24 protein-coding genes are annotated in these 26,212 nt (G+C 59.4%); 13 read left to right on the top strand and 11 right to left on the bottom strand.

Features of this window, described 5'->3' with window-relative positions:
* Nucleotides 1-4: 4 nt before the first annotated feature.
* The 3 genes from repC to repA form a co-directional block, all read right to left on the bottom strand.
* The gene (repC, locus tag C8265_RS16475) at nucleotides 5-1,156 is read right to left on the bottom strand and encodes a plasmid replication protein RepC (protein ID WP_108485127.1); all 1,152 of its coding nucleotides are present in this window, start codon (nucleotides 1,154-1,156) and stop codon (nucleotides 5-7) included.
* Nucleotides 1,157-1,328: 172 nt separating this feature from the next.
* Nucleotides 1,329-2,324, bottom strand: coding sequence for a plasmid partitioning protein RepB (gene repB, locus C8265_RS16470; protein ID WP_108485159.1), 996 nt, complete (start codon nucleotides 2,322-2,324; stop codon nucleotides 1,329-1,331).
* Nucleotides 2,321-3,508 (bottom strand): plasmid partitioning protein RepA, encoded by a 1,188-nt coding sequence (repA, locus tag C8265_RS16465; protein WP_108485126.1) that lies wholly within the window; start codon nucleotides 3,506-3,508, stop codon nucleotides 2,321-2,323. The genes repB and repA overlap by 4 nt, the downstream gene beginning before the upstream one ends.
* A gap of 201 nt (nucleotides 3,509-3,709) precedes the next feature.
* Between repA and C8265_RS16460 the strand changes: the two genes are divergently transcribed.
* The 5 genes from C8265_RS16460 to C8265_RS16440 all read left to right on the top strand — a co-directional run bounded on the left by C8265_RS16460 (nucleotide 3,710) and on the right by C8265_RS16440 (nucleotide 7,541).
* On the top strand, nucleotides 3,710-3,943 hold the full coding sequence (locus C8265_RS16460; RefSeq protein ID WP_108485125.1) for an AbrB/MazE/SpoVT family DNA-binding domain-containing protein: 234 nt from the start codon (nucleotides 3,710-3,712) through the stop codon (nucleotides 3,941-3,943).
* Complete coding sequence (locus C8265_RS16455) at nucleotides 3,940-4,362, top strand: type II toxin-antitoxin system VapC family toxin (protein WP_108485124.1); 423 nt, start codon at nucleotides 3,940-3,942, stop codon at nucleotides 4,360-4,362. The genes C8265_RS16460 and C8265_RS16455 overlap by 4 nt, the downstream gene beginning before the upstream one ends.
* 71 nt (nucleotides 4,363-4,433) lie before the next feature.
* Nucleotides 4,434-6,281: an ATP-dependent zinc metalloprotease FtsH gene (gene ftsH / locus C8265_RS16450; protein WP_108485123.1), complete on the top strand. Its 1,848-nt coding sequence runs from the start codon at nucleotides 4,434-4,436 to the stop codon at nucleotides 6,279-6,281.
* Complete coding sequence (locus C8265_RS16445) at nucleotides 6,274-7,206, top strand: DnaJ C-terminal domain-containing protein (RefSeq protein WP_108485122.1); 933 nt, start codon at nucleotides 6,274-6,276, stop codon at nucleotides 7,204-7,206. The genes ftsH and C8265_RS16445 overlap by 8 nt, the downstream gene beginning before the upstream one ends.
* Complete coding sequence (locus C8265_RS16440; protein ID WP_108485121.1) at nucleotides 7,203-7,541, top strand: chaperone modulator CbpM; 339 nt, start codon at nucleotides 7,203-7,205, stop codon at nucleotides 7,539-7,541. The genes C8265_RS16445 and C8265_RS16440 overlap by 4 nt, the downstream gene beginning before the upstream one ends.
* Before the next feature lie 55 nt (nucleotides 7,542-7,596).
* Here the strand turns inward: C8265_RS16440 and C8265_RS16435 are convergent, their stop codons facing one another.
* Nucleotides 7,597-7,944, bottom strand: a complete 348-nt coding sequence (locus C8265_RS16435) for an MliC family protein (RefSeq protein WP_108485120.1) — start codon at nucleotides 7,942-7,944, stop codon at nucleotides 7,597-7,599.
* 305 nt (nucleotides 7,945-8,249) lie between these two features.
* Between C8265_RS16435 and C8265_RS16425 the strand changes: the two genes are divergently transcribed.
* Together C8265_RS16425 and C8265_RS16420 are read left to right on the top strand one after the other, a co-directional pair.
* On the top strand, nucleotides 8,250-10,133 hold the full coding sequence (locus C8265_RS16425; protein WP_108485118.1) for a PHA/PHB synthase family protein: 1,884 nt from the start codon (nucleotides 8,250-8,252) through the stop codon (nucleotides 10,131-10,133).
* 19 nt (nucleotides 10,134-10,152) lie between these two features.
* Entirely contained in the window at nucleotides 10,153-11,349 is a 1,197-nt protein-coding gene (locus tag C8265_RS16420; protein ID WP_108485117.1) for an acetate/propionate family kinase, read from the top strand.
* A gap of 22 nt (nucleotides 11,350-11,371) precedes the next feature.
* Here C8265_RS16420 and C8265_RS16415 read toward each other — a convergent pair whose 3' ends face one another.
* From C8265_RS16415 to C8265_RS16405, 3 genes are all read right to left on the bottom strand, one after another.
* Entirely contained in the window at nucleotides 11,372-11,800 is a 429-nt protein-coding gene (locus C8265_RS16415) for a hypothetical protein (RefSeq protein ID WP_126623186.1), read from the bottom strand.
* A gap of 111 nt (nucleotides 11,801-11,911) precedes the next feature.
* Nucleotides 11,912-13,828 carry a sensor histidine kinase gene (locus C8265_RS16410; protein ID WP_108485115.1) on the bottom strand — a complete coding sequence of 639 codons (1,917 nt, stop codon included), beginning with the start codon at nucleotides 13,826-13,828 and terminating at the stop codon, nucleotides 11,912-11,914.
* Nucleotides 13,825-14,202 carry a response regulator gene (locus C8265_RS16405; protein WP_108485114.1) on the bottom strand — a complete coding sequence of 126 codons (378 nt, stop codon included), beginning with the start codon at nucleotides 14,200-14,202 and terminating at the stop codon, nucleotides 13,825-13,827. Before C8265_RS16405 ends, C8265_RS16410 begins: the two co-directional genes overlap by 4 nt.
* A gap of 36 nt (nucleotides 14,203-14,238) precedes the next feature.
* Here C8265_RS16405 and C8265_RS16400 point away from each other — a divergent pair, with 36 nt between their 5' ends.
* Genes C8265_RS16400 through C8265_RS16375 form a run of 6 tightly spaced genes read left to right on the top strand, consistent with a single transcriptional unit; the run spans nucleotide 14,239 to nucleotide 22,465 of the window.
* Nucleotides 14,239-14,568: a hypothetical protein gene (locus C8265_RS16400; RefSeq protein ID WP_108485113.1), complete on the top strand. Its 330-nt coding sequence runs from the start codon at nucleotides 14,239-14,241 to the stop codon at nucleotides 14,566-14,568.
* Nucleotides 14,569-14,594: 26 nt separating this feature from the next.
* Nucleotides 14,595-15,371 carry a hypothetical protein gene (locus C8265_RS16395; protein WP_108485112.1) on the top strand — a complete coding sequence of 259 codons (777 nt, stop codon included), beginning with the start codon at nucleotides 14,595-14,597 and terminating at the stop codon, nucleotides 15,369-15,371.
* Nucleotides 15,368-17,737 (top strand): UDP-forming cellulose synthase catalytic subunit, encoded by a 2,370-nt coding sequence (bcsA, locus tag C8265_RS16390; protein ID WP_240611120.1) that lies wholly within the window; start codon nucleotides 15,368-15,370, stop codon nucleotides 17,735-17,737. The genes C8265_RS16395 and bcsA overlap by 4 nt, the downstream gene beginning before the upstream one ends.
* Nucleotides 17,734-19,959 (top strand): cellulose biosynthesis cyclic di-GMP-binding regulatory protein BcsB, encoded by a 2,226-nt coding sequence (locus C8265_RS16385; RefSeq protein ID WP_108485111.1) that lies wholly within the window; start codon nucleotides 17,734-17,736, stop codon nucleotides 19,957-19,959. The genes bcsA and C8265_RS16385 overlap by 4 nt, the downstream gene beginning before the upstream one ends.
* On the top strand, nucleotides 19,956-21,029 hold the full coding sequence (locus tag C8265_RS16380; RefSeq protein WP_108485110.1) for a family 8 glycosyl hydrolase: 1,074 nt from the start codon (nucleotides 19,956-19,958) through the stop codon (nucleotides 21,027-21,029). Before C8265_RS16385 ends, C8265_RS16380 begins: the two co-directional genes overlap by 4 nt.
* Nucleotides 21,014-22,465, top strand: a complete 1,452-nt coding sequence (locus tag C8265_RS16375) for a tetratricopeptide repeat protein (RefSeq protein WP_240611119.1) — start codon at nucleotides 21,014-21,016, stop codon at nucleotides 22,463-22,465. Before C8265_RS16380 ends, C8265_RS16375 begins: the two co-directional genes overlap by 16 nt.
* 30 nt (nucleotides 22,466-22,495) lie before the next feature.
* Here C8265_RS16375 and C8265_RS16370 read toward each other — a convergent pair whose 3' ends face one another.
* The 4 genes from C8265_RS16370 to C8265_RS16355 form a co-directional block, all read right to left on the bottom strand.
* On the bottom strand, nucleotides 22,496-22,987 hold the full coding sequence (locus C8265_RS16370) for an autoinducer binding domain-containing protein (RefSeq protein WP_108485108.1): 492 nt from the start codon (nucleotides 22,985-22,987) through the stop codon (nucleotides 22,496-22,498).
* 294 nt (nucleotides 22,988-23,281) lie between these two features.
* Nucleotides 23,282-23,938, bottom strand: coding sequence for an acyl-homoserine-lactone synthase (locus C8265_RS16365; RefSeq protein ID WP_108485107.1), 657 nt, complete (start codon nucleotides 23,936-23,938; stop codon nucleotides 23,282-23,284).
* Nucleotides 23,939-24,040: 102 nt separating this feature from the next.
* Nucleotides 24,041-24,658, bottom strand: a complete 618-nt coding sequence (locus C8265_RS16360; protein ID WP_108485106.1) for a helix-turn-helix transcriptional regulator — start codon at nucleotides 24,656-24,658, stop codon at nucleotides 24,041-24,043.
* A gap of 245 nt (nucleotides 24,659-24,903) precedes the next feature.
* Nucleotides 24,904-26,109, bottom strand: coding sequence for a response regulator (locus tag C8265_RS16355; RefSeq protein WP_126623185.1), 1,206 nt, complete (start codon nucleotides 26,107-26,109; stop codon nucleotides 24,904-24,906).
* Between the last annotated feature and the right edge of the window lie 103 nt (nucleotides 26,110-26,212).

Here is a 26,212-nt window from a genome sequence, read left to right as displayed (position 1 = left end):
ACCGTTAAACCGGCGCACGGTTTAGTAACGCTTTGATCATCGATGAACAGGTGAATGCCCCCTCTTCGGCCCGGCGGGTCAGATGGCGCAGATAGCCCCCCGGCGATTTGATCGACCCGATCCGTTCCAACATTGCTGCGATGACGATTGAGGCCTGTTCCGCGCCCATGACGCGGGTTGCGTCGGCCCAGGCGGTGGCGGACACGCCCATCATCGGATACACCCCATCCGCCGCGGCAATCAGATCATACCAACGCCGGATCGTGCGGTTTCCAAATACTGCAATCTGCGGACAGGCGCGCAGCACAAGGGCGAGAGGCAGAGCCGGGGATTCAGATTGATCCTGCTGCTGCGATTTCTTTTCCTCCAAGCAAGAGTCAGAAACAAATATATCTTTATCTGACCTCTGATGGTGCTGCTCATTCTGGATGGCTTTGGTGTCCATTTCCGATGTTTCGGGAGTCAGTACTGTGCGAATTTCGGCCAGCGTGGCGGACAGTTGCGCCGCGATCTGTTGCAAATGTTCTGAGGTCAGACGCCGCCGCATCGCGCGGGCGGTGAGGGCGGCCAGATCGGTGGCCTGATCCCACAGGGCAAGGGCGGGGCGCACGCTGTGGCCATAGGTGATCAGGGCCGACAGATCGCGGCGCATCAGGCTGATGGATTGGCGCAGGCGGGCCAGTTCCTGTTCTGCGGTGCGCGCCTGTTCGGCATGGGCGCAGATTTCATCGTGGCGGTGCAACAGTGGCGACAAATCAAACCCGAACGCCTGCGCCCCATCGCCATGGCGGCGCGCAAAGCGTTTGCCATTGGGGCTGTCGCGCCGGGTGATCAGACCGGCGCGCACAAGGCCCGTCAACCGCCGCCGCATGGTGGAACAGGGCATGCCATTCAGCCGCTCGCAAATTGATGCATTCGACGGAAACACCACGATGTCGCGGGAGGACAAGGCGCGGTGCGGATAAAACGACAGCAACACCTGCAGCACCGCAAGTTCGCGATCACTGACGCCCAGACCGGTGCGCGCGGTGGTGACATCGCGCAACAATTCCCATTTGTCGACCGAGGTTTCGGGCGGGGCAGGGCGGGCGCTGACGATGGACAAGCCGATATCGGCCACCGTTCCGCGAAACGGTGTGATTGGAATGTAAGTCATGATTTTTCATCACGCCAGACAACAAAAGTTCGGCCCGCGAATCACTAAGGACTTGCGATAGAGCGGCCCCGGCATTACCTTGAAGATGCTAGGCAACAAGGGTCTCGTGGGGCGGTCGCCTTGCGGGACCTTTTTTCTGTGTTCGGCTTGTGCCTTTCCTTGTTGGTTGCGGTTACGTCTTGTTCTGCTGTTGCCAGCGGGTGTGCAAATCGGCGATCACATCGTCGGCCTGTTGTTCTAGCCAATCGGCAAACGGCCCCGACGCCAGATCAAGCCGCAGACCGGCATCGGTTTTGCGCAATTTCCCAACAGATAGCCCGCCGGATTTAAGGCTTCGTTGTACCACCGTACGGTCGGGGTTGGATTTGCGCGGGGCAGGGGGCGTTGTGGCGGCCAGAACCGCATCGAACGCCGCGACCGAGGCATCGGTTTCGGGCGCGTCGGGATGTTCGATCACATGCATCGCCTGATCGGTGTGGGTTTCGCTGGCGATTTCGATCAGCCGCGCCATCGGGGTGGCGGCGGATTCGATCTGATTGGCCAGGGTTTCCCAGCGGGGGCGGCCGACGCCATGGGCGGGGCCGATGGCGCGCACCAATTCGGGGGTGACCCGCGCCACGATGGCAAGGGCCATGGAAACCGATGATTTGGTCACGGTCAGAACCTCGGCGATCTGGGTTTGGGTGCCGAACCCGGCATCAAGCAATTGTTGGGCAAACAACGCCTTTTCGATAAAGCTGAGATCGCGCCGAGCCATGTTTTCGGACAGTTGCGCGCGCACGGCGGCATCATCATCCATCGCGGCGACAAGGGCGCGCACCTTGGTGACGGTTTTTGACGTGCGAATCGCCTCAAGCCGCCGCCGCCCGTAAATCAACAGATAGCGGTCGGGGCTATCGGGATTGCGGCGCACCAGAATCGGCACGGTTTGCCCGTTGGCATCAATCGCATCGCGCAGATCGTCCACATCATCACGGTTCAGACGGTCGGCGATGCGGGTGTCATCAATCAGGCCTGGATCAAGTTCCCACACATGGTGGCCATCGACGGCCGTGCGCGCCGAGCGCAGGGCGCGGTTGCTGGGCATCATCGCGCCGGGTGTGGGCGCAGGCCCGGCCGAGGCCAGACCATCCAGCATCGAAAGACGTTTCTTGCGACTGTCGCTCATGTGCGCCCCCATGTTTTTTGGATCAGCGCCGCGATTTCATCATTCACGGCGTTCAGGGATTCAATTGCCCGGTCATAGGTGGTGCGGGTAAAGGCGCCGCGCTCGACCTCGTACAGGGTTTGTTTTGTCAGCCCGGCATCGGAAATCGCGGTGGATTTCAACATCGGCGCATTCAGCACCTTGTCGCCGTACATGGTGCGCAAAAACGCGGTGATCCGGTTTTGCGGCGCATCGGTGGGCTCCACCCGGGTCAGCAAATAGCGCATCCAGTCATGGGACATATCCGCGCCGGAATCGGCGATCACATCCATCAGATCGGCGGTCATGCGCAAGAACTGGCTCATCGACATCACATCGAGCATTTCGGGGTGAATCGTGACCAGAACGCCGGTGGCCGCCGACAGGGCCGACATGGTGAGAAAGCCCAGTTGCGGCGGACAATCCAGCACGACAACATCGTAATTGTCTTCGACCTGGGCAATCGCATCGCGAATCCGGAAGAAAAACAGCCCGGCCTGATTCTCGGCCAGGGCGCGGGGGGTTTCGTGTTCGAACTCCATCAATTCCAGGTTTCCGGGAATCAGATCGAGGCCGGGAATATAGGTGGGGCGGATCACATCCGCGATCGGGCAGGGCGAATCGTATCGGATGGCATCATAGAGCGTGCCGCCATCGGGCAGATCCAGTTCCGGCTGCACCCCGTGCAAGGCGGTATAGCTGGCCTGTGGATCAAGATCGATGCCCAGAACGCGATATCCTTTCAGGGCCAGACGTTGCGCCAGATGGGCGGCGGTGGTGGTTTTGCCCGACCCGCCCTTGAAATTCATCACGCCGATCACCTGAAGGCGATCACCGTCGCGCCGCCCCGGCAGATAATCGCCGGGCTTGCGCGCGGTTTTCTCTAACAATTGGCGCAACTCGTTGATATCATGCACGGAATAGGCGCGCCGATTGCCCGGCGTGGTGGCGGGCACCGGGCCGCGCCCCTCAAGATGCAGCTTGCGCAGGTAACTGTCATTCACGCCCAAAAGCGCCGCCGCCTCACCGCTGGTAAAGGTGCGCATGGCTTTTGACGCATCGGGGGGGAACAGGCTTTCGCGTTGGGCGTGCAATTGCGCGGCCAGCCATTCGGCATGTTGCCGGATCACGGCGTTCAGGTTTTCGGGGTCGCGCATTGCGTCCATGGTATCTGCCCTCTGCTCCGGCCCGTCTTTTGCAAACGTAGTCACGGTTTTACGCGTGTCCCCGCGCCTTTCCGTGACTATTGCGCCAGACGGGCGAGTCGCGCAACCGTTTATTGTATAATTTGGCGCATCGGCGGCAGATGTTGATTTTCGAAGGGCAAAGTAATACCTTGTGACAACCAATCCTTACCGAGGTGAGCCATGAGCGCAACCCTGACAACCAAAGGCCAGGTGACCATCCCCAAGGCGGTGCGTGACCTGTTGGGCCTGACACCGGGCAGCAAGGTCGACTTTGTGCGCAATGCGGCGGGCGATGTGGTGTTGAAACCGGCCGATACCACCGTGCCCCACAGCCGGTTCGCACAGTTTCGCGGCCATGCGGGCCAGGGGATGAGCACCGATGACATCATGGCCCTGACCCGGGGCGATGGGTGACGCTGGTTGATACCAATGTGTTGCTGGATGTGGTGACCGATGATCCGGTCTTTGCGCCGTGGTCATTGGCCCAGCTTGAGGCGGCGGCGCTGGTCGGGCCGCTGATCATCAATGGGGTGATCTATGCGGAACTGTCGGTGCGCTATGCCAGCAAAGAGCGGTTGGACGCGTTCATCACCGGCGCCGGGCTGAAAATCGCGCCGATCCCCGAGGCGGCGCTGTTTCTGGCGGGCAAGGTGTTTGCGCAATACCGCCGGGCAGGAGGCGCAAAAACCGGGGTGTTGCCCGATTTCTTTATCGGCGCCCATGCGGCCGTGGGGCGATATCCGATCCTGACCCGGGATACGGGGCGCTATCGCAGTTATTTTCCGACCGTTACCTTGGTCACACCGCAACCGGGGCAAATGCACCGGGATTGATCCTGATCAAGACCCTGCGCCATAATGCCCCCTAGGGTGATCGCAAATGCCCGCCAACGTTGGAGACCCCCGTGGATCGCAAGAATCAAATCAACATCTGGTATGTCCTGATTGCCATCATGGGCATCGTTTTCATCCGCGATCTGTGGATTCAAAGTCAGACGATCGAGGCGATCCCCTATAGCCAGTTTGAAACCTATCTCGATCAGGGGGTGATCGACACGGTGGTGATCGGCAGCCGCACGATCAACGGCACATTCACCACCGCGCAGGATGGCAAGACCGGGTTTGTCACCACCCCGGTGACGCCGAATCTGGCCGACCGGCTGAATGACACGGGCGTGACCTATTCGGGGGCGGTGGAAAACACATGGTTCAGCACGCTGTTGTCATGGGTTCTGCCCGCGCTGCTGTTTGTCGGCATCTGGATTTTCGCAATCCGCAAGATGGGCGGCGGTCAGGGCATGGGCGGCATGATGTCAATCGGCAAAAGCAAGGCCAAGGTCTATGTTGAAAGCGACACAAAGGTGACCTTTGCCGATGTGGCGGGCGTGGACGAAGCCAAGGAAGAATTGCAGGAGGTCATCGATTTTCTGAAAAGCCCGAAAGAATACGGCAGCCTTGGCGCGCGGATGCCCAAGGGGATTTTGCTGGTTGGCCCGCCGGGCACCGGCAAAACCCTGTTGGCGCGGGCGGTTGCGGGCGAAGCGGGGGTGCCGTTTTATTCGATATCGGGGTCGGAATTTGTTGAAATGTTCGTGGGCGTTGGTGCGGCACGGGTGCGCGATTTGTTTGAACAGGCGCGCAAGGCGGCACCGGCGATCATTTTCATTGATGAACTTGATGCCCTGGGCCGTGCCCGTGGTGCGGGAACCATGCAGGGCGGCAATGACGAACGCGAACAGACGCTGAACCAGCTTTTGTCGGAACTTGACGGGTTTGATCCCAGCGAAGGCGTTGTGCTGCTTTCGGCAACAAACCGGCCTGAAATCCTTGATCCGGCGCTGTTGCGGGCGGGGCGGTTTGACCGGCAGGTGTTGGTGGATCGCCCCGACCGGGCCGGGCGGGCGCAGATTTTGAAAGTGCACATGAAAAAGATCGTGCTGGCCGAGGGAATCGGGCTGGATGATATCGCCGCCCTGACCACCGGATTTTCCGGCGCGGATCTGGCCAATCTGGTGAACGAGGCCGCCCTGTTGGCGACGCGGCGGCGCGGCAAGGTGGTGACGATGGCCGATTTCACCCATGCCATCGAACGCATCGTCGCCGGGCTGGAAAAACGCAACCGGCTGATCAATCCGCGCGAACGCCGGATCGTGGCGTTTCACGAAATGGGCCATGCGTTGGTTTCCATGGCGTTGCCGGGGGTGAATACGGTGCACAAGGTGTCGATCATCCCGCGCGGCATCGGCGCGTTGGGATACACGATTCAGCGCCCCACCGAAGACCGGTTTTTGATGACGGAAACCGAATTGCGCGACAAGATCGCGGTGCTGATGGGCGGGCGCGCGGCGGAAACATTGATTTTTGGCCATCTGTCCACCGGGGCGGCCGACGATCTGGCGCGCGCCACTGATATCGCCCGATCAATGGTGGCGCGGTATGGAATGGATGAACATCTGGGCAGTGTCAGTTACGATTCGGGCAAATCCAGCTTTCTGGGCGATCAGCCACAGGGATATTTTGAACGCACCTATAGCGAGGCAACCGCCGAGGCGATGGATGAGGCCGTGCGCGATGTGTTGCGCGAAGTTTCGGCGCGGGCTCTGGAAATTCTGACCGACAACCGCGATATTCTGGAACACTCCGCCACCCGCCTGTTAGAGGTGGAAACGCTGGACGAGGCCGCGCTGCGCGATTTGACCAAGGGTATGCGCGGGGCTGTGACAGACCAACAAGAGGACAAGACGGATGAGTGATGATCCCTACAGCGTTCTGGGCGTGGCCAGGGACGCATCGCAGGCCGATATCAAAAAGGCCTATCGCAAACTGGCCAAATCCCTGCACCCCGATCTGAACCCCGGCGACAAGACGAAACAGGCGCAATTTCAGGCCGTCACCGCCGCCAATGACATTATCGGCGATCCTGAAACGCGCAAACGTTTTGACGCCGGTGAAATCGATGCCACCGGACAGGAACGCCCGCAGCGGCAATATTACCGCGATCATGCGGGGGCCGACCCACAGGGGCGGTATGAATCCAGCGCCGGCTATGGCGATTTTGAGGATCTGTCGGATGTGTTTTCCGATATTTTCGGCGCCCGCGCACAGGCCAGAACCGGGCGCGCCCAAGGGTTTGCGGCACGCGGCGGCGATGTGCGCTATCATCTTGAGGTGGCGTTCATGGATGCGGTGCAGGGGGCCAAGCGCGCTGTGCCTTTGCCCGACGGCAGCGCGATCGATCTAACGATTCCGGCGGGCGTGCGCGATGGGCAAACCCTGCGCCTGCGTGGCAAGGGGCAGCCGGGCATCGGCGGCGGCCCGGCGGGCGATGCCTATGTCGAAATTGGCGTCACGGCGCACAAATTGTTCACCCGCGACGGCAACGATATCGAAGTCGAAGTGCCGATTTCCTTTGACGAGGCGGTATTGGGCGGCAAAATCGAAGTGCCCACCGTATCGGGCAAGGTTTCGATGGGCGTGCCCAGGGGCGCGTCATCGGGCCAGCGGTTGCGCCTGAAGGGCAGGGGGGTAAGCCCGGCCAAGGGCACGCCGGGGGATCAATATGTGCGGCTGAAAATTGTCACGCCCGCCACGATTGACCCTGAAATGGAGGCGATTGCCCAACGCTGGCGCGACCATGTCACAGAAGATCCGCGTGCCAAACTCTGGAGGGATGCATGATGCTGAATGAACGCGATGTCGTGGCCACGGTGCACCGTGTTGAATTGCATGAATTGCGGTTGTGGGTGCGCGAAGGCTGGGTAAAACCCGCCGACCGGGGCGGTGAGCCGATGTTTGACGAACTGGATGTGGCACGGATCAGGCTGGTGTGTGATTTGCGCACCGAAATGTCGCTGCCGGATGATGCGGTGCCTGTGGTGCTGTCACTGCTGGATCAGATCCACGGGTTGCGGCGCGAATTGCGCGGCCTGACCCGCGCGGTGGACAGTCAGCCCGACGCCACCCGACAGGCGATTGCCGCCGCGTTTCGTGCAGACCTGTCAGAGCCGGGATAGGGCGTGGGGAAATCCCGTGGATTTACGGGATTTCCCTTGATCATGGTCGGGGGTGTTATTGGGCCTCTTGCGCCTCGCAATTTTGCAGGCTGCCCTCTGTCATTTCGTTTTCCAATGTGGCGGTGTCGCCCTTGCTCCACCAGATATCCGCGCCCGAAGCATAGCGCGCGCCCGAGCCTGACACGACGTTGACGAAAATCCGGGTTTCGCCGTCGATGGGCAGAATCGCCAGGGAATTGGCGCCCGAGTTGACATATTGCACCGTAAAGCTTTCGCCGCCCTCACAGGCATAGGTCTGGCCGCTTACGCTGTCGAGTGCGCCCAAAGGCAGCGACAGGGACAGATCCGCCGCAGCGGCGGTTGCGCCGCCACACAGGGCAAGCGTGAAAAGAATGGTACGCATCACATGATCTCCTTAAGTGATATGCCGTGTTAGGGGCGGGCGCGTGAATACGCCAGTGGATGATGTCATCCGCGCCCCATCAAACCGCTCAACCCTTGCTGGGCGATTTGGTTCCGCTTGACGTGGGGTTGAAGCGGTGCGCGCCCGGGCATAGGTCTGATTCACCCCATAAGGGTGGCGATGACCCTTTTCACCAGGCGCGGGGGTTAACCGCTGTTAATGACGCCGATGCGCGCAGGGTGTAAGCTGGCGCCGGATTTTGCGGTTTTTCCGGGCCGCGGATGGAACGAAGGATAAAACACCCCATGGCTCAGTCGAAAAAGAAACGTAACGTGACATCGCAAAAGGCCCAAACGCCGCGTGCGGTGTCGGGTGTGGCCCCCGTGACCAACGCGCCACAGCCCCGGATTGACCCGGCATCCGAGCCTGTTCCACCGGAACTGGGCCTGCAGTGTGGGCCGGTTCTGCCGGATCGGTTCAGTGCGCAAAACATGGATCGCGCGTTCAAGGCACAGATGGCCCGCGCGACCATGGGTGTCACGCCCTATGGGTTGGCGGCGTCGTTCTTTAACTGGTGGATACATCTGGCCGGATCGCCGGGCAAACAGATGCAACTGATGGAAAAGGCCGCGCACAAGGCCGCGCGCCTGATGGCCGTGGCCAGCCAGACGCCGGGCAACACCGATGCCGAACCCTGTATCGTGCCGCTGAAACACGACAAACGGTTCGAGGCCGAAGAATGGCAACAGTGGCCCTTCAACCTGATTTATCAGAATTTCCTGCTGTCCCAGCAATGGTGGTACAATGCCACCAACGATATTGACGGCCTGTCGCGCCGCGAGGAACAGACCGTATCGTTTATCGCGCGGCAAATGCTGGATATGGTATCGCCTGCCAATTCGCTGTTCACCAACCCCGAAGTCATTGCCAAGACCCGCGCCGAAGGCGGTGCCAATCTGGTACGGGGCCTGCAGAACATGATCGAAGACTGGAAGCGCACCGCATCGGGCGCGCCACCCGTGGGGGCGGAAAATTATCTGCCCGGGCGCGATGTTGCGGTGACGCCGGGCAAGGTGGTGCATCGCACCCATCTGTTTGAACTGATCCAGTATGCGCCGCAAACCGATACTGTCACATCCGAGCCGATCCTGATCACCCCCGCCTGGATCATGAAATATTACATTCTTGATCTGTCGCCGCATAATTCGCTGGTGCGCTATCTGGTGGAACAGGGATTTAGCGTGTTCATGATGTCATGGCGTAACCCGGATGCGGATGATCGCGATCTGGGCATGGGCGATTATATCGATGCGGTGGGTGACGCACTGAACGCAATCAACGATATCGTGCCCGATCAAAAGGTGCATGGCATCGGCTATTGTCTGGGGGGTACGCTGTTGTCGGCCAAGGCGGCGCAGATGGCGCGCGATCACGATGACCGGTTGAAAACCATGTCGCTTCTGGCGACCCAGATCGATTTCAAGGAACCGGGTGAATTGCAACTGTTCACCACCGAAAGCGAAGTGTCGTATCTGGAACACATGATGTGGGATCAGGGGTTTCTGGACACCAAACAGATGGCGGGCGCGTTTCAATTGCTGCGCTCGACCGATCTGATCTGGTCGCGTTATGTGCATGAATACCTGATGGGCGGGCGGCAAGGTATGTTTGACCTGATGGCGTGGAATTCCGACGCCACGCGCATGCCTTACCGGATGCACAGCGAATATTTGCGCAGCATGTATTTGAACAACGAACTGTCCCAGGGGCAATACCGGGTACATGGCAAACCTGTGGCGATCACCGATATCGACGCGCCAATGTTTTGCGTATCAACCACCGGCGATCACGTCGCACCGTGGCAATCGGTGTACAAGATGCACCTGCTTAGCGATACGGATGTCACATTCGTTCTCACCTCGGGGGGGCATAACGCGGGTATCGTCAGCGAACCGGGCCATAGGGGGCGCACCTTTCAGATGACAACCACCCTGAACGAGGATAATTATGTCGCCCCCGAAGCGTGGCGCACCCAGGTGCCAGTACAGGATGGATCGTGGTGGCCCGAACTGGTGACATGGCTGAACAGCCATTCCAGCGGCACCGCCAAACCCCCGGCCATGGGCAACCCGAACGCCCCGGTCAGCCCGGCCAGCGATGCGCCCGGCACTTATGTCTTTCAACGCTGATACCGGGACTGAAACGGATATGACACCTGAAAACCTGGTTGTGACGTTCAACGCCGGATCGTCAAGTTTGCGCTGTGGCGTGTTTCGTCTGGCCGAAGACGGGCCATTGCAGATTCGCAATTTCCACATTCGCGGGCTGCCGGGTGCCATGGTTCTGACCGTGCGCAACATGACCGAAGGCACCCGGACCGAAACCGATCTGGGCGCACCGCACAGCCCCGAAACCGCCCACCCCGAAGCGTTGGCGCATATGTTGGAGCGTCTGGATCGCTTGGGCGATATCGGCACGATTGCGGCGTTTTCGCACCGGATTGTGCATGGCGGGCCAGAATACGGCGCGCCGGTTCTGATCACCGATGCGGTTCTGGAGGGGTTGAAAAAACTGCAACCCCTCGCGCCCAGCCATCAGCCCCACAACCTGCGCCCGATCCGCAAGGTGGCCCAGCATTACCCCGGCATCCCGCAAATCGCCTGTTTTGACACGGCGTTTCACCGCAATCAGCCACGGGTGGCACAGATTTTCGGCCTGCCGCGGGATCTGACCGAAAAGGGCGTGTTGCGATACGGGTTTCACGGGCTGTCCTATGATTACATCGCCCACAAACTGGAACGTTCGTATCCCGATCTGGCGCAAAAGCGGATCATCGTGGCGCAATTGGGCAATGGTGTCAGCATGTGCGCGATCAATCAGGGGCGCAGTGTGGCCACCACCATGGGCCTGACCGCGCTGGACGGATTGCCAATGGGGCAACGGTGTGGCGCGCTGGACCCCGGGGTGGTTTTGCATCTGATCATGGAAGGCGGATACGACCCGGCCGCGCTGCGCGATATGCTGTATCAGCAATCGGGCCTGTTGGGTGTGTCGGGGATGACCGGCGAAATGAACGATCTGTTGGCCAGTGACCGCCCCGAGGCCGCCGAGGCGGTTGATTTCTTTGTCTATCACTGCGGGCGCATGTTTGGATCATTGGCCGCGGCGATGGGCGGGGTTGATGGCGTGGTGCTGACCGGGGGCATGGGCGAACACATTCCCGCCCTGCGCAAACGGTTGATCGACACGCTGGCATGGATGGGCGCCACGCTGGATGACACCGCCAACGCGGCAGGCGGGCCATATCTGACCACGCCCGACAGCCGTTTGCCGGTGCTGATGCTGCCCACGGATGAAGAGCGGGTTCTGGCGCGCCGCGCCTATGGCGTGCTGAGCAGCAGGTGACCCTGTTCAGGCAACTCCGGAATCAGACCGGTGTTGCCTTGGAGGGTTTTGTGGATTGTTTGGTGTATTCCATCGTGTCTTCGGCAGCGCCAATTTCATTGCTGACAACGGTGCCGGTGCATTGGGTCCACATTTCGGCGCAGCATTTGGCATCTTCGGCCAGACGCTCCATCGATTTGGCCTGCCATTGGGTGATTTCCTTCATCGCCTGTGCCGGATCATTGTCAGCGCAGATCCTGCGCCCGGCTTCGATCATCGAACGGGTTGCTTCCTCGCGGCGCTGAAACCACGCGGATGAGAATTTTTCGAACTCGTCCAACACTTTTTCCTGCGCCTGCATCATGTGCTTTACCTGTGGCGCAATAAAAAGCGGGTTCGCGGTGAACACACCCTGCGCCGCATTCAGGGCGTCTTCTTCCTGTTCAGGGGTCCGTTTCTTCTGAGTCGCCATTGTCGCGTTCTCCATCCAGAAATTGGTTATGTTCGCAGTATCGCACAACCACAGGTGATTCGCATTGATCCGGGTCAATGCGCCCCTTTGTTTAGCATCCTTTCGCGCCGGTCAGTGCGGATTGTTTTTGGGGGCGGTGAACCAAAAGGTCGTTTGCCCGCCTTCGGGACTGTCAAAGCCGATTTCGCCGCCGGTCTGTTCAACGATCTGTTTGGTAATGCTCAGGCCCAGGCCGGTGCCGCTGCGACGGCGGGTTGATGAGGGCGCGGCCTGGGCAAAGGGTTTGAAAAGATCATCGTGAAACGCCTTGGGGATGGTTTGGCCGTCGTTGGTGACCGAAACCCGGATCGCACTGCCGATATCTTCGGTCACAATTTCGATCACGCTGCCTTCGGTAGCGAATTTTGCCGCGTTCGACAGCAGGTTCGCCATCACCTGTTGAAACCTTTTCGGGTCGGCATAGGCGCGCAGGGCCCGGTCGGGTGTGTGCACCACAAACCGGACCCCGAACTTGTCTGCATACGACAGGCTGGCCATCACCGCCTCGTCAATCAGCGGAACGATGGGTTGCGAAAACAGATGAACCCGCATCTGCTGGGCCGAGAATTTTTCGAAATCCAGAACGTCGTTGATCAGAGCATGCAGGCGTTCGCCGTTCTGTTCGGCAATATACAACAGGCGCTGTGCCTCGTCCGAGAACGGTTCGGCATCCATTGATGACAAAAGCGTAAGCGACCCCAGAATCGACGTCAGCGGGGTGCGCAATTCGTGGCTGACGGTTGAAACGAATTCGCTTTTCAGCTCGCTCAACCGGCGGCGTTCGGTCACGTCGATGATTTGCTTGATCACCTGGTCGGGGCGGTTTTCATCATCGCGGATCATGGTCACCGCCAATAATCCCCACATGATGGCCCCGTTTGACCGGAAATACCGCTTTTCAAGTTGATAGCACGAAATCTCACCGGCTTTCAGGCGTTCGAACTGGGCCAGATCAGAGGCAAGATCTTCGGGGTGGGTGAGGGTCTGAAAATCGGTTTTCAGCAGGTCTTCCTCAGAATAGCCGAAGGCCGCGCAAATCGCCGGATTTACCTCCAGGAAACGACCATCGGGGGTGACGATCGCCATTCCGATGGCCGCGCCTTCGAATGTCGATCTGAACCTTTCCACACTGCGGCGCAGGGCGGTTTCAACCGATTTACGGTCGGTGATATCGGACATCGCCCCGTTTATGCGGATGACGGTGCCGGATGCGTCGCGCTCGGCGATGGAAATATCGCTGCGGATCCAACGCCAGCGCAATCCGTCCCGTGACAATAGCCGATAATCGCAACTGACGCGCCCCGCCTCTCCGGCAAGGCAGCGATACATCGGCGCCAGCGCGGTTTCCAGATCGTCAGGATGAACCCGGCCCCGCCATTCATTGCGCATATCGACCGGTTCGGACTGTTCCAGTTCCAGAATCGCGCGCCATTGGTCGCACACGATGATCGTATCGGTGACACGGTTATATTCGAAAACGGCGATTCCGGCGCCGATGATTGCGTCGTTTGTCCGCTTCATCTGATTGCGCGCCAATTTTTCGGCACTTGCGTCCAGCGTAATATCGCGCAGCACCAGCGCGTGTTGCAATCCGCGCTCGGAATCGGTCCAGGCGGTTACATTGGCGGCCAAAAGCATGGTGTCACCATCGCGGGTGCGCCCGGTCATGCCTTTGATGACCGTGTCGATCGCGGGCGGCACGATTTGCGCCTGCAGCCACTCCAATGACGCATCGGGCAGGATTTCGCGCGTTGCGCGGCCCACAAGCTGCCCATGGGGATAGGCGAACAGATGTTCTGTCGCCTGATTGCATTCAAGGATCCTGCCGTCGGCGCCCACAATCATCAGCGGAACCTGCATCCGTTTGAACGCGTCGATGATTGGCGATTTTTCCATGGCTCGTCCGGTTTCGGCGCGGTTCACGCTGGCGTCGGTTTGTCCCGCTCTGGCAGTGCCGCGCAGGGGCGGATGGGTGCGCGTGCTGCTCATGACAGGGCCTTGGCCACGGCGTTCAGACGCGATTCAATGTCGTTGGCGTCGAACGGTTTGATCACATAATCGTTGGCCCCGGCCTCATAGGCCTGATCCATGTATTTTCTGTCGTTCATTGCGGTCAGCATGATGATCTGACACGTGTCATATCCGGGAAGACGGCGCACCAGATCGCAAAACTCGATCCCCTCCATCACCGGCATCATGATATCAAGAAAGATACACTGAAACGGTTCCGGTGCCTCTGTAATACGCTCCAGCGCGGCGCCCGCGCTCGGGGCTGCAACGATATCGGGATATCCCGAATTGATCACCAACATGCTCAGCACCTCAAGCGCGAAAGGTTCATCGTCTACGGCAAGAATTCTCATGTTTTACTCATATCGGATCGTTGGCTTGCCGGTCTGATGGCAAGGCCGCGCGCCATTGGTGGCGGTCTTGATGATCCGATTACCCCGGGTTATGGCTCGTCTTGTCAGGATGAGCATGTCAGCGAAAATCCGGTCATTCAACCCCAAGTTGTTGCAAATAAGATAATGCTCGCAGGAATTGTGCATTGGACCTTTTGGTTCACGAAAGATATTGTCAGGTTGTTTTGGGTGCCGGGCCTGTCCCGAATGTGCGGCGGGGTTTTTCAACCCAATCGCAGGGCAATGATCCGGCGCACCGGAATGACACAATTTCAGGACAGGCGCCTGAGGCAAAACAGCGACGAATATCGTCATTTCGCAGCATAACACCTGCGAAACGTAATGGAGGCGCAATGTGGCAGCCCACGGATTCAGCGCGACAGCGACAGATTTGGCGGCAGGTGTGGGGCCATCGCCGGGCGAAATCCGATTCTGTCGTGCGACATGATCCGTTGGGCCAAACGGCGGATGCACGGTTGCCATTGCGGAAATTTTCCAGGCTCTCGGTTTTCATGGTTGCCGGTCTTGCATTTGCGGGCTGCGAAATCTCGTTTCGTGATCCGGGCGCTTTGCAGACGGCCTTTGACCAAGAACCGTTCATTCAACAGCGCCTTGACGAGGCATGGATCACGGTGCCCGGTGCGCGGATGGTTCTGGGCCGGGCGGTCGGGCCGGTTGCAGAGCAACGTATCCTGTTGCCCAACAAGACATCGCTGCGCGGAGACAACATCGTGTTGTTGAAAATTCACGGCACCTCTTTGAACACGGCGGGGCGGTTTTTGCCGGTAAAATTCCTCAAGAGTCAGGATGCCGATCTGTTTCCGTTCACCGACATCGAGGGTCTGACATTTTTCAGCAAGACCGATGATCTGGGCACGCTGAACTGGGCCGAATGGTCAAACGATGCCGGTCTGACCTGTGTGTTGGCGCTGCGCAGGCTTGACAGTGGCAGCCGGGTCATTCCGGGCAAACGATCGGCCATGGATATGGTGGTGCGCAATTGCATTCACGGAACCGCCGAAGACGCCCTGACGCCGGCCCGCGCCACGCAGGTTGGTTTTGCCGCGCCACAGGGGCGTCCGGGCGGCGCGCCTGACATGTTGTCGCCGCTTGCCGGTCCGTTGCCATGACAGCTTTATCGGCCAGATCGCGCATGGGCCTTTCCGTGCTGGTGCTGCTCTGGTTGCTGCTGCTGGCGCCGATCCTGTTTCTGGCATCGGTTCCCACGTCGGTCACGATTCAGGGTCTGCTTTCGCTGGTGACGCTTGGTTTGTTGATCGTGCTGAAACCTTTCGTGCAGATCAGCCTGCCAACCCGGTTTGCGATGCTGGCCGTGGCAAGCTTTTTCACCCTGCGCTATTGGCTTTGGCGTCTGACCGATACCCTGCCTTCGCCGGATGAGCCGGTTTCCTTTGTGGCGGCTGTCGTGCTGTTTGGCGCGGAAACCTTTACCGTGGTGCTGTTTTTCCTGACCGCACTGGTGACCGCCGATCCGACCGATCCCAAGCCGCCCGCGCGCGTGCGGCTAAAGGATGTGCCGCGGGTTGATATCCTGGTGCCGTCCTATAACGAACCGCCCGAATTGCTGGCCGTGACCCTGGCCGCCGCCAAACAGATCAATTACCCGGCCGACAAGATGACCGTCGTTTTGTGCGATGACGGCGGCACCGATCAGCGGTGCAACCATACCAACCCCGAAATCGCGCGGGAATCACAGGCGCGGCGCGTCCGGCTGCAACAGCTGTGCCGTGATCTTGATGTTGTCTATGTCACCCGCGCCCGCAACGAGAGCGCGAAAGCCGGCAATCTGAATGCCGCGCTGAAAAACCTGACCGGCGAGTTGTTTCTTGTGCTGGACGCCGACCATGTTCCCAGCCGCGATTTTCTGGCGCGCACGGTGGGGTATTTCGTTGAGAACCCGCGCCTGTTTCTGGTGCAGACGCCGCATTTTTTCATCAACCGTGATCCGATCGAACGCAATCTTGGCCTGCCCGAAACCTGCCCCTCGGAAAACGAGATGTTCTATTCCACCATTCACCGGGGTCTTGACCGGCTGGGGGGTGCGTTTTTCTGCGGCTCGGCCGCGTTGTTGCGCCGCCGGGCGGTGGACGAGGTGGGCGGCATTTCCGGCGAAACCATCACCGAAGATGCGGAAACCGCGCTTGATATCCATGCGCGGGGTTGGGAAAGCAAATATCTGGATCAGGCGATGATCGGCGGATTGCAGCCCGAAACCTTTGCCTCGTTCATTCAGCAGCGGGGCCGGTGGGCCACGGGCATGATTCAGATGTTGCTGTTGAAAAACCCGATCTTCCGCTCGGGCCTCTCGCTCACGCAACGGCTGTGTTATCTGAACTCGATGAGTTTCTGGCTGTTTCCGCTGATTCGCATGATTTTTCTGATCAGCCCGTTGTTTTACATCTTTTTCGGGCTGGAAATCTTTGTTGTCTCCTCGCCCGAGGTGCTGGTTTATATCCTGCCTTATCTGTTGATCGGGTTTCTGGTTCAGAATGCGCTGTTTGCCAATGTACGGTGGCCGCAGATTTCCGAGGTTTATGAAATCGCGCAAACGCCGTATTTGTTGCGCGCGATCCTTGGCACGGTTTTGCGGCCCCGCGCCGCGTCGTTCAAAGTCACGGTAAAGGAAGACGAGCTGGACCACGCGTTCCTGTCGCCGATCTTTGTGCCGCTGCTGGCGCTTGTCGTCTTGATGGGTGTCGGGCTGATTGTGGGGGGATATCGCTGGATTGCGTTTCCCGGTGACCGGACCGTGGTTCAGATTGTCGGGGCGTGGAACCTCTATAACTTCCTGTTGTGCGCTTTTGCGCTGCGTTCGGTGTTTGAACGCCCGGTGCGCCCCGAACAGCCGCGCACCGGGGTATCTGTCGGCGCGACCCTGAATTTGACGGGCGATGGAAAAATGCCAACCGCCCTGCCCGCCACGATCATCGCCGCGGGCGCGAAATCCATCACCCTGCGGTTTGAAAACGAGGTGCGCGATGCGGATGGCAAGACCGCGTTGCACAAGATCACCGAAGGCAGCATCGCCGATCTGATCCCGGTGCTGCCGAACGCGCCCGAACTTGAACGCGCGCTGGCGGTCACCATCACCGCCGTTCACAGCGGGGTGGGGGGGATGACCGTCACCCTTGATGTGGCCCCCGAAGACATGATCGCGGCCAGCCGCCTGACCGCTTTCGTGACCTATGGCGATTCCGCGCGCTGGATATATTTCCGCAAGGTTCTGTCAAAACGCCGGGGGCTGGTGTCGGGGTTGTTGTTCGTGTTTCGCAAAAGCATCCTGTCGCTGCCTGTAAGCGTCATTGATTTTCTGAACGAACCGGCCCGGCGCAAGGCATTGGCGGCACCAGCAGGCGCGCCGGTTCTGATTCCGGATCCGGCGGCGGGTGTCACGGTGCTGCCCACAGCGCCGCCCGACGACGCCGATGATCCGGACGAAGAAGAATATCTCGAAGTCGGGGGGAACGCGCGATGACCCGGTGGAAAACCTGTTTTGCAGCGGCCCTGTTGGCGGCATTCGTTCCCCTGAATTGGGGGGCGGCGCAACAGATCATTCTTGAAGGCGTCGATGAGATACAAGAGCCGAACCGCGAGCGGGTCGTGCCCCCTGTCGCGCCCGAAACATCGCGCGCCATGCATGATATCGTGCCGACGCCAAACCCCGATCTGGCCCCGCCCGCCACCCTGACGATGCCGCTGAGGGCAAAGCGCCCGCAGATCGAGGCGACCGACCGGTTTCGCATGCAGGGCCAGTACGGGCGCGCCGAGTTCTATTTGTTCCTGCCCGCCGATGTGGGGGCGTCAACATTTCAACTGACCACCAAAAGCGCGATCAACGTTCTGCCGGAACGATCCTCGATCGAGGTTTTCGTGAACGACACCTCGGTTGGCACCATTGTACCGGACCATTTTGAACAGAACGGGATTGATACACTGGATGTCCCGGCGGGCCTTCTGGCGGCGGGGCGCAACACCATCGTTCTGGCCGCGCGTCAGGTTCACCGGGTGTTTTGCGGGCCCGAAGCGGCATTCAGCCTGTGGACCGATATTGTTCTGGCCGACAGCGGCATCACCATCGACAGTGCCGATCTGGAAACCGACACAATGGGATTTTTCGCGGCCACATCGGCCCAGTTGGCGCGCGGCGATCCTTTTTCGATCCACATCTCTGGCGCCAGCTTTCCGTTGTCCGAAGCGGCGGCGATCATCGCCCGCGTCGAAGACATTTTTGGCGGCACCCCGCCGGAAATCAGGTTTGAGGATTATTATAGCGTTTCGTCCCAGCCGCCACAGTTGGCACGGGTGACCGCGCTGCCCCCGGATATGGATCTTCCCGGTGGGCCGGCGTTTTACCGCGGTGGCGACGGTGCGATCGTGCTTTTGACAAACAGCGGTGATTATACCGATGTGGGGCGTGTTCTGCTGGGCGTTCTGAAGGATCAGGATAAAAGCGCGGGCGCGCCGCTGCTGAACCCTGGCGCCCTGACCACGCTTGCGGATCTTGGCGTGCCGCTGATCGAGGGGCAGGGGCGGTATTTTCAGGCGCCCGTGTCGTTCCGCCTGCCTCGCGATTGGCTGCTGCTTGCCTCGCAACAGGCCGAGCTGTTTCTGGATTACCAGTTTGACACGCAGCTTCCCACAGGTTCGCTTTTGCTGGTCAAGATCAACAATACCACGATTCGCCTTCTGCCCCTGGACGAGGTGGCGCAATCGGGGCGGCCCCTGCGCACCCTGCGCGTGCCGTTTGACGCCAATCTGTTGCAGCCGGGGGTGAACCGCCTGACCTTTGAGGCGCTGATTCCCGGTGATCCGCCCGATCAGGCCTGTGTTCTGCGAGATGCGCCGATCTTTCAGGTTTTCGGAACCACCGCGCTGTCTGTGCCGCGCTCGCCCAGCATGTCATTGCCCGGAATAAGTGAGGTTCTTGCCGTTCTGGGGCCAGATTCGATAAGGATAAGCGAGGCGGCGCGCGCCACCGTGCCCCTTGGCATCCTGCCCCAGATTGGTGCCGTGTATGCCAATGAGCCCCCCGCCGATGAGGCCGGGACCGACCGATCACGTTATGAGCTGACGGTGGGGGTGCCTGGCGATCTGTCGCGGCTTGCCGGTGATGTGGTGGATGGCCACAATTCCGATCTGCAATCGGTTCTGCTGTCCACGGCGCGTGAACCGGTCCGCGATCTTGATCTTTGGCAGGGCGTCGATAAACGCCCGTGGTGGCATGCATTTTACGATCTTGAACAGGCCGCGGCGCTGCCGTCACGGGTGATTGGCGGTCTGGCCGACATGTGGCGCGGCCCCGAGCAGGATCTCAGGACGTGGTTGGCGGGGCATTCCGCCGATGCGATGCTGATTCAGCCCGACATGTCCAACCCCGAGAGTATCTGGCTGATCCTGCGGTCGCGCACCGATCCGGTCAGGATCGTGTCGTCTCTGGCCGCCACCCATCAGGAATTTGACGGCCCCCATGGACAGGTGGCGCTGTATTCGCCCGAAAACGGCTGGATCAGCTGGACCTCGCCGGATCGGCCATTATCGTTGAACGAATCGCTGACTTTGGGCAATATTCGCGCCGTTGTGGGAAATTACGTCACGCTAACTCCGGCGCAATACATCCTTCCGCTATTTTTATTAATCTTTTGTTCTGCAATGGTTGGTATCGGAATTGCCATCCTGTCACGACGGAGGAAAAGATGAAGCGGCGAACCATGATGGCGGGCCTTGGGGCCTTGGGGGCCGCGGCAACATTGCGCGGTGTGCCGGCCTTTGCGCAGGCTGCCGATCTGGAAATTAACCTGCAAGATGTCTGGCAGGCCTGGCAAGCCGTTCATCTGGATGCCTCAGGGCGGGTCGTGGACAGTATCCAGCAAAACGCCAGCCATTCCGAAGGCCAGGGATACGGCATGTTGCTGGCCGTGACGGCAGGTGATCGGCGCGCGTTCGAGCGGATGGAAACCTGGACAAGGGTCAATCTGGCGGTGCGCAATGATAACCTGTTGGCCTGGCGTTGGCTGCCCGATGCCCCGGTGCAGGTGCCCGATATCAACAACGCAAGCGACGGTGATCTTTTCCGCGCCTGGGCGTTATTGAAAGCGTCGCGCAAATTTTCGGTGCCCGAATACCGCGAGACGGCACAACGGATTGTCATGGATCTGGTCGAAACCTGTATCGTCGAGCGGCCCGGCACCGGTGCGATGTCGCTGATGCTGCCGGCCGCGCAGGGGTTTCGCACGCCCACCGGGTTCATATTCAACCCGTGCTATTCCATGCCTTTGGCAATGACCGAACTTGCAACCGCTTTTGATGTGGCCCCCCTTGCCCGTGCGGCGCGCGGGGCGGTTGATCTGGTCGGAAATCTGGCGCGTGACGGTGTGGTGCCCGATTGGGTCGAGGTTGTCGGAAACGATGTCCGCCCGGCGCAGGATTTCTCGTTCAATGCGGGATACGAAGCGATGCGGATTCCCTTGTTTCTGATCTGGTCGGGGTTGAAACAACATCCCGCCGTCATCCGCTATGCCGAGGCACAGGCGCGCGCCCCCAAAGGCAGTGCCGCCACCGTCATCGACCGGAAAACCGGCCAGATATTGGAAACCGGAACACAGGCCGGATACCGGGCTGTGGCCGCCCTGTCGTTGTGCACGGCGCGCAACACGGTCGGGTCGGCCCTGCCGCCGTTTGTATCCGAGGCAAGCTATTATCCTGCAACGTTGCAGGTGATGGCGATGATTGCACAGGCTCATGGCGCGCCCATGTGTTTTCCGCTATGATTCGCCTTGCCAGATTCATTATCGCGCTGACGCTGGCGCACACCCTCGCTTTTGGGTCAGCATGGGCGCAGACCCCGACAGAAAGCGATCTGATGGCCCTGCGCTTTTACATCGGCGAGGGCAACGATCAGGCGGTGCAATCGGAAATCCGCCGCTTGCAGCTGAGTTATCCGGATTGGACGCCGCCCGATAACCTGAACGAAATTCAGCGTGACGTTCCGGGCAGAAGCGTTGACAAGATTTATGCGCTGATCGCGGCCGATGATTTTGACGGCGCGCGGGCAGAAATCGAAAGCACCCGCCAGGCCTATCCCGATTGGTTCCCGTCAGAAGAGCTGTTGCAGACCCTTTCGGTGGCCGAGGGGCAAAGCCGCTTCATCCGGGCGGTGGACGCCGCCGATGCCGATGCCGCAATCCGCATTGCCCGCGCCAACCCGGCGTTGTTACGCTGCGAACGGATCAACAATGCCTGGCTGCTGGCCGAACAATACCGGATCATGGGGCAGGACAGCTCGGCCGTTGGGGTTTATCGCAGCATATTGCGCAGCTGCACCTCCAGTGACGACCTGATCGCGACGCTGGAAAAATCGGCCGCCGTTGTCGATCTGAACACGCTATCCGAACTGGCGGATCTGGCGCGCGACCGTGCGCCGGATGCCACCGAACAGGTGACGATTGTTGAAAACCGCCTGCGCGCCGGGCTGAAAGCGGGACCGACCCGGTCGACAGATCAAACCGTCACCAAGGATAAGGAGCTTGATCCGACACTGGCGATGGTGAAAAGCCCGCGCCCGACCCCGCGCCCCGAGGAACTTGATACGTCGCCCACCCCAACGGTGCAACGCCGCCCGTCCGGGGCACCCGCACCCAAGGCCCCAAGCGGTGGCGCCAGCCTGAGTCAGGCCGAGCGCGCGGCAGCGCGGGGCGATTGGAACGGGTGCCTGGCCGTGACCGCCAATGGGCAAAGCGGCGCGATCCTGTCACAGCGCGGATGGTGCGCATTGAACGCCGGGCGCCAGATGCAGGCATTGAATGATTTCCAAAGGGCGGCGAAAATTGGCACAAGCGCCAGTGCAAGGCGCGATGCGGCCTATGGCATGGCCCTTGCAATGTTGCAGTTGAACATGGTCGATCAGGCCGCAAACGTTGCCGCCACCACCCATTTCGACAAAAAGCAACGATTGGAAATCGAGGGGCAAATCCTGGACAAGCGCGGCGTGTTTGCCTTTGATCGCAAGGATTATCGTCAGGCCATCGCTTATTTCAACGAACTTGAGCGGCTGACCGGCCGCATGCGGCGCGATCTGGCCCTGTTGCGGGGCTATGCCTATCTTAATTCCGGTCAACGGGCCGCCGCCGTGGCCGAATTTCAACGCCTGCACGATCAGATGGCGACACCCGCATCACGGCGCGCCCTGTCAGAAGCCCTGAGATGATGTGAGCGTTTGCCCGACCTGAACGCCGGATCACGCCTTGGGGTGGGTGTGCCAGATTGACAGATCCACCAGCATTTCGCCAAAGTCGGGTTCGGTTTCCGGCCCCTGAAGGGTCAGAACATGCAGGCTTTGAAAATCGGCAAAGATCTGTTCGCGTTCGGCCTGTGTGAAATCGCGGTCCGACCGTGAAAAGGCGCCAATGCTTTTTGAGCCATGTTCAGATGTCGCCATGACCGTCCAGTAATTCAGACCAAATTCGGCCGCCTTGATGAACACGCCGTGCTCATCAAGTTTTTCCAGCTCTGACCATGGGGCAATACCGTCATGGGTGAACCCCCATTTCACGGCGGGGTCTTTCATGACGATTCCCATCTGGGAATAATAGGTCATCCAGCCCTCGTCATAGGTCTGGAACAGATATTTCGGCGTTGCGAAAACGACTTGAAAAGCCGCGGCAAAGCCATCCGGGCTTTGTGTTTGCAGCCGCGTCAGCAACGATCGGAACTGATCCGTCAGTTTCATACCAAACACCGATCACTTGGTGGTCGAATTAACACGCGCATCCAGCCCCCCCTGAGATCCGCCACGGACGTCAAAGAATACCTCATCCCTTGCGTGAGGTCGATACGGATTTTATCGGACGGTTCAGATTGGCCGCGGGGACCAGATAAAACCATATGTCCAGTGCCAGATAACATTCACTGGTTTTGTCGATGATGTTCCGCATCGCCTCCCAATCCTCTTGCCCACCGCAAGATACCACTCAATCATGCGTTTTGTGAGGCTGAAGATCGATAGCTTTCCACACGGCCCGTGTCAAATATTTGCTTGTCGGCGTACCGGTGCGGCGCTGTCGGACACGGGGTTCGCACCCGCCGCATGAAGTGCCGGCATCGACAGAATCGCATAGGACCGCCCATCGTGTTTGTTTCGGTATTTCTCACCCAGTTGGGTGACATCATAGCCAAGCTTGCCCAAAGACCGGCGAAAACCGGGCACGGTCAGGGTAACCAGTTGGTCAGATCCCTGGCGAATCGCAAGTTCGACCAATCCGCGCACCACAAGGGCAAGACAGGTCTGCCTGTCATCGGCCGACGCGATCTGGTCAGACAGGACCAGGCGCGTACATTCCGATGCATTGGCAAACGATTGTGAGCGCGGCAAAAGATCCGCAGGAATCCCGTCGATCCTGCCGTCGGCGGCATCGCGAAGCATGCATCCATGGCTGCCCCATGTATCGCAGAATCGCATCACCCGTGCGCCCCCGACCAACCGCCCATTCAACGTGACCACGGAATAGGCGGCGGTGGGATTGTCGTATTGATCCATCTCGACCGTGTCGTTATGCGGAATGTTCCAGGCCAGGGTGTCGACGAAAAAGCGCTTGCGCAGCGCCAGGAAGTCATAGAACGCTGACCCATGCAAATGCATATCGGACAGGTCGAAGGTGATTCCGGTGATCGTGTTTTTCATTTGATTTGCCCACGTTGACTAAAGCTTAAAAGGCGCGCGATCTTTGCGCGGTCAAACTCCCGCTATGGGAGAGTACGTGGCATTAATGTGTCGAAATAGCGGTTAAATCCAGCCATATTCCTTTGCGCGGCCAACGGCTTGGGTGTTGGTGCGTGCATCAAGTTTGTTTCGCGCATTCGAAAGGCGCAGCTTTACCGCGCTTTCGCTGATGCTCAGAAGATGCGCGATTTCCTTCAGCTTCATGCCCGATGCGAGCATTTCAAGAACCTCGATTTCGGCCTTGGTCAGACCGGGGGCCTGTTGCAGCGCGCGGTGAAGTTCGCCCACCGCCAGTTTCAGCGTGTCCAGTTCGTGATCTTCGAATTCACGATCAGGGCGCGAGAATGACCCGAAAGAGCGCAGGCCCGGCGTGGCGTCATCCATGACACTGACCGCCGCACCATAGCGCAGCCCCAGAGAGGCGGCCGTTTCCAGCACCTTACGTTCGTCACTGTAGGATATTTCGCTCCAACGGGTCTGACCCGAGTTGTCATAGATCCAGCGAATGACAGGATCAAAGATCATCAGCCCGTCTTTGGTGTAAATCTCGATCCATTTCTGGGGCAGGGAATTGCGTTCATATTCAGGGAATGCAAACCCGACGCGCAAGGCAAGGTGATAGCCAGCGATGGCCATCCCATCGAAATCATAGTCAACCAGCAGATTTTCTACCGCTTTCATAGTGGTCTTGACCTTGCCTTTACATTTTTAAATTATATTTTTCATATAGATACAATGTCCAAAAATTCAGGCCCCTCGTGCGCAAATTGCCTTGGGAACCTGAGATGACACATTTACGAAAAAATTCAGTCAAAAATGGGTGTTTTCGTGCATCGGGGCCTATCATCCCGCCCCGCGCCTGTGCAAGCGCCACGATGTCTGGTGAAACCGGTTTGCGGGTGTGTCATTCCGCCCCGTGCCCCATGTCAGATCGAAATGCGTTTCAGCGGTCCGCGCCCTGCTTTCTCAGAAGCGCGAAGTTGGGCAAGTGCGGTTGCGTTTGTGATGGCGCGGCCGGCACGTTGTGCGCGCTGTTCTTCGGGGCGCACCGGCCCGCCAACAGAAATGCCCAACCGCCCCGCGCCCCCAGGTGCAAAAACCGGCGTTCGGCGCGCGATATCCTGTTCTATGGCATTCTCCATTGTGGCGTGATCGGGATGATCGGCGGTTTGCGTAACAATCAGAAGGTGGCCATCGGCGCTAAAGCTCATCATTGTTTTTTTAGTGCTGAACCAAACGCTTGTGGCATTGGCCAGATCGACAAAAAATTCGGAAAGGTCCGGCAAGGGCTGTTCATCGCTGATCTGATCACACGCCCCTGAATAAACAGTGAACACGTCAAGTTTGGCGGCTTCCTTGCGCGTGACTCTCGTTAAATAATTCACCAGCACCCATTGTTCGACAAGATTGACCGATTTGCCCAAACGCGGATTGCGCATGACATCCGACACAAGCCGAGTCTGCACCTGTGGCGATCCGGGCGCAACCATCCCTTTTTGCGCCAGTCGCAGCCGTTCTTGCAGTTCTTCGATATCAAAAGGTTTGGTGGCATAATCCGTGGCCCCGGCGCGATAGGCATCGCCCATGTTCTTAAGGTCGCGCATCGCCGTCAGCATCACGATCGGCGTCGTTTGATAGGCGCCGATGGCGCGCACCTGACGACAAAGTTCGATGCCGTTCATTTCCGGCATGTTGATGTCGACCAGCAAACAATCAAAACCCGGATCGTCGCTCAGAATGGACAGGGCCGCCGTGGCCGACTCTGCGGTTCTGACCTGATTGAAACCACTTCGGGCGGCAATAAGCGGCAGCAGTTCAAGGATGAAAGGATCATCGTCAACCGCAAGAATCCGCATGCATGGCGCCGCCGCCGGGGCCGATGTTTCGGTGTCTGACACGCAGGGGCGAGGCCGGGCGCTGTTGTCAACGCCAGCCCCAGGCAGCCCGACAACGAAGCGAACGGCGGTCAGGCCAAACACCGCTCCCGCTCCAACCAGAATATAACTTGCCAGCCCCACCCACAGGGACGCGCCCAGCGACATTGCCACCGCGAATGCGCCCACACTCGCGGCAAAAGCGATGATGATATATCCGACGACCATGGATTTTCCGCCAAACCAAGTTTTACTCAACCTAAAGATGATTGCGGGGGTTGCAACACCTTCTGTTCAGTATGCGCACCTTGGATGGCGCGCACGCCACGGTGTTTTCAGCGCGGCGGCATGGCGGCCCGGT

This window comes from Oceaniglobus ichthyenteri, assembly GCF_003057885.1.
GTDB classification, from domain to species: domain Bacteria; phylum Pseudomonadota; class Alphaproteobacteria; order Rhodobacterales; family Rhodobacteraceae; genus Oceaniglobus; species Oceaniglobus ichthyenteri.
Note: the sequence above shows the minus strand (reverse complement) of the source record. Positions and strands in the feature narration are given on the sequence as shown.

Coding starts and splice junctions, on each gene's coding strand:
- bcsA (WP_240611120.1), top strand. CDS start 15,368: ATGACAGCTTTATCGGCCAGATCGCGCATGGGCCTTTCCGTGCTGGTG.
- repB (WP_108485159.1), bottom strand. CDS start 2,324: ATGAGCGACAGTCGCAAGAAACGTCTTTCGATGCTGGATGGTCTGGCC.
- C8265_RS16360 (WP_108485106.1), bottom strand. CDS start 24,658: ATGAAAGCGGTAGAAAATCTGCTGGTTGACTATGATTTCGATGGGATG.
- C8265_RS16425 (WP_108485118.1), top strand. CDS start 8,250: ATGGCTCAGTCGAAAAAGAAACGTAACGTGACATCGCAAAAGGCCCAA.
- C8265_RS16385 (WP_108485111.1), top strand. CDS start 17,734: ATGACCCGGTGGAAAACCTGTTTTGCAGCGGCCCTGTTGGCGGCATTC.
- C8265_RS16405 (WP_108485114.1), bottom strand. CDS start 14,202: ATGAGAATTCTTGCCGTAGACGATGAACCTTTCGCGCTTGAGGTGCTG.
- C8265_RS16410 (WP_108485115.1), bottom strand. CDS start 13,828: ATGAGCAGCACGCGCACCCATCCGCCCCTGCGCGGCACTGCCAGAGCG.
- repA (WP_108485126.1), bottom strand. CDS start 3,508: ATGGACGCAATGCGCGACCCCGAAAACCTGAACGCCGTGATCCGGCAA.
- C8265_RS16460 (WP_108485125.1), top strand. CDS start 3,710: ATGAGCGCAACCCTGACAACCAAAGGCCAGGTGACCATCCCCAAGGCG.
- C8265_RS16380 (WP_108485110.1), top strand. CDS start 19,956: ATGAAGCGGCGAACCATGATGGCGGGCCTTGGGGCCTTGGGGGCCGCG.
- C8265_RS16370 (WP_108485108.1), bottom strand. CDS start 22,987: ATGAAACTGACGGATCAGTTCCGATCGTTGCTGACGCGGCTGCAAACA.
- C8265_RS16420 (WP_108485117.1), top strand. CDS start 10,153: ATGACACCTGAAAACCTGGTTGTGACGTTCAACGCCGGATCGTCAAGT.
- C8265_RS16395 (WP_108485112.1), top strand. CDS start 14,595: ATGTGGCAGCCCACGGATTCAGCGCGACAGCGACAGATTTGGCGGCAG.
- repC (WP_108485127.1), bottom strand. CDS start 1,156: ATGACTTACATTCCAATCACACCGTTTCGCGGAACGGTGGCCGATATC.
- C8265_RS16400 (WP_108485113.1), top strand. CDS start 14,239: ATGGCAAGGCCGCGCGCCATTGGTGGCGGTCTTGATGATCCGATTACC.
- C8265_RS16440 (WP_108485121.1), top strand. CDS start 7,203: ATGATGCTGAATGAACGCGATGTCGTGGCCACGGTGCACCGTGTTGAA.
- C8265_RS16415 (WP_126623186.1), bottom strand. CDS start 11,800: ATGGCGACTCAGAAGAAACGGACCCCTGAACAGGAAGAAGACGCCCTG.
- C8265_RS16445 (WP_108485122.1), top strand. CDS start 6,274: ATGAGTGATGATCCCTACAGCGTTCTGGGCGTGGCCAGGGACGCATCG.
- C8265_RS16365 (WP_108485107.1), bottom strand. CDS start 23,938: ATGAAAAACACGATCACCGGAATCACCTTCGACCTGTCCGATATGCAT.
- C8265_RS16435 (WP_108485120.1), bottom strand. CDS start 7,944: ATGCGTACCATTCTTTTCACGCTTGCCCTGTGTGGCGGCGCAACCGCC.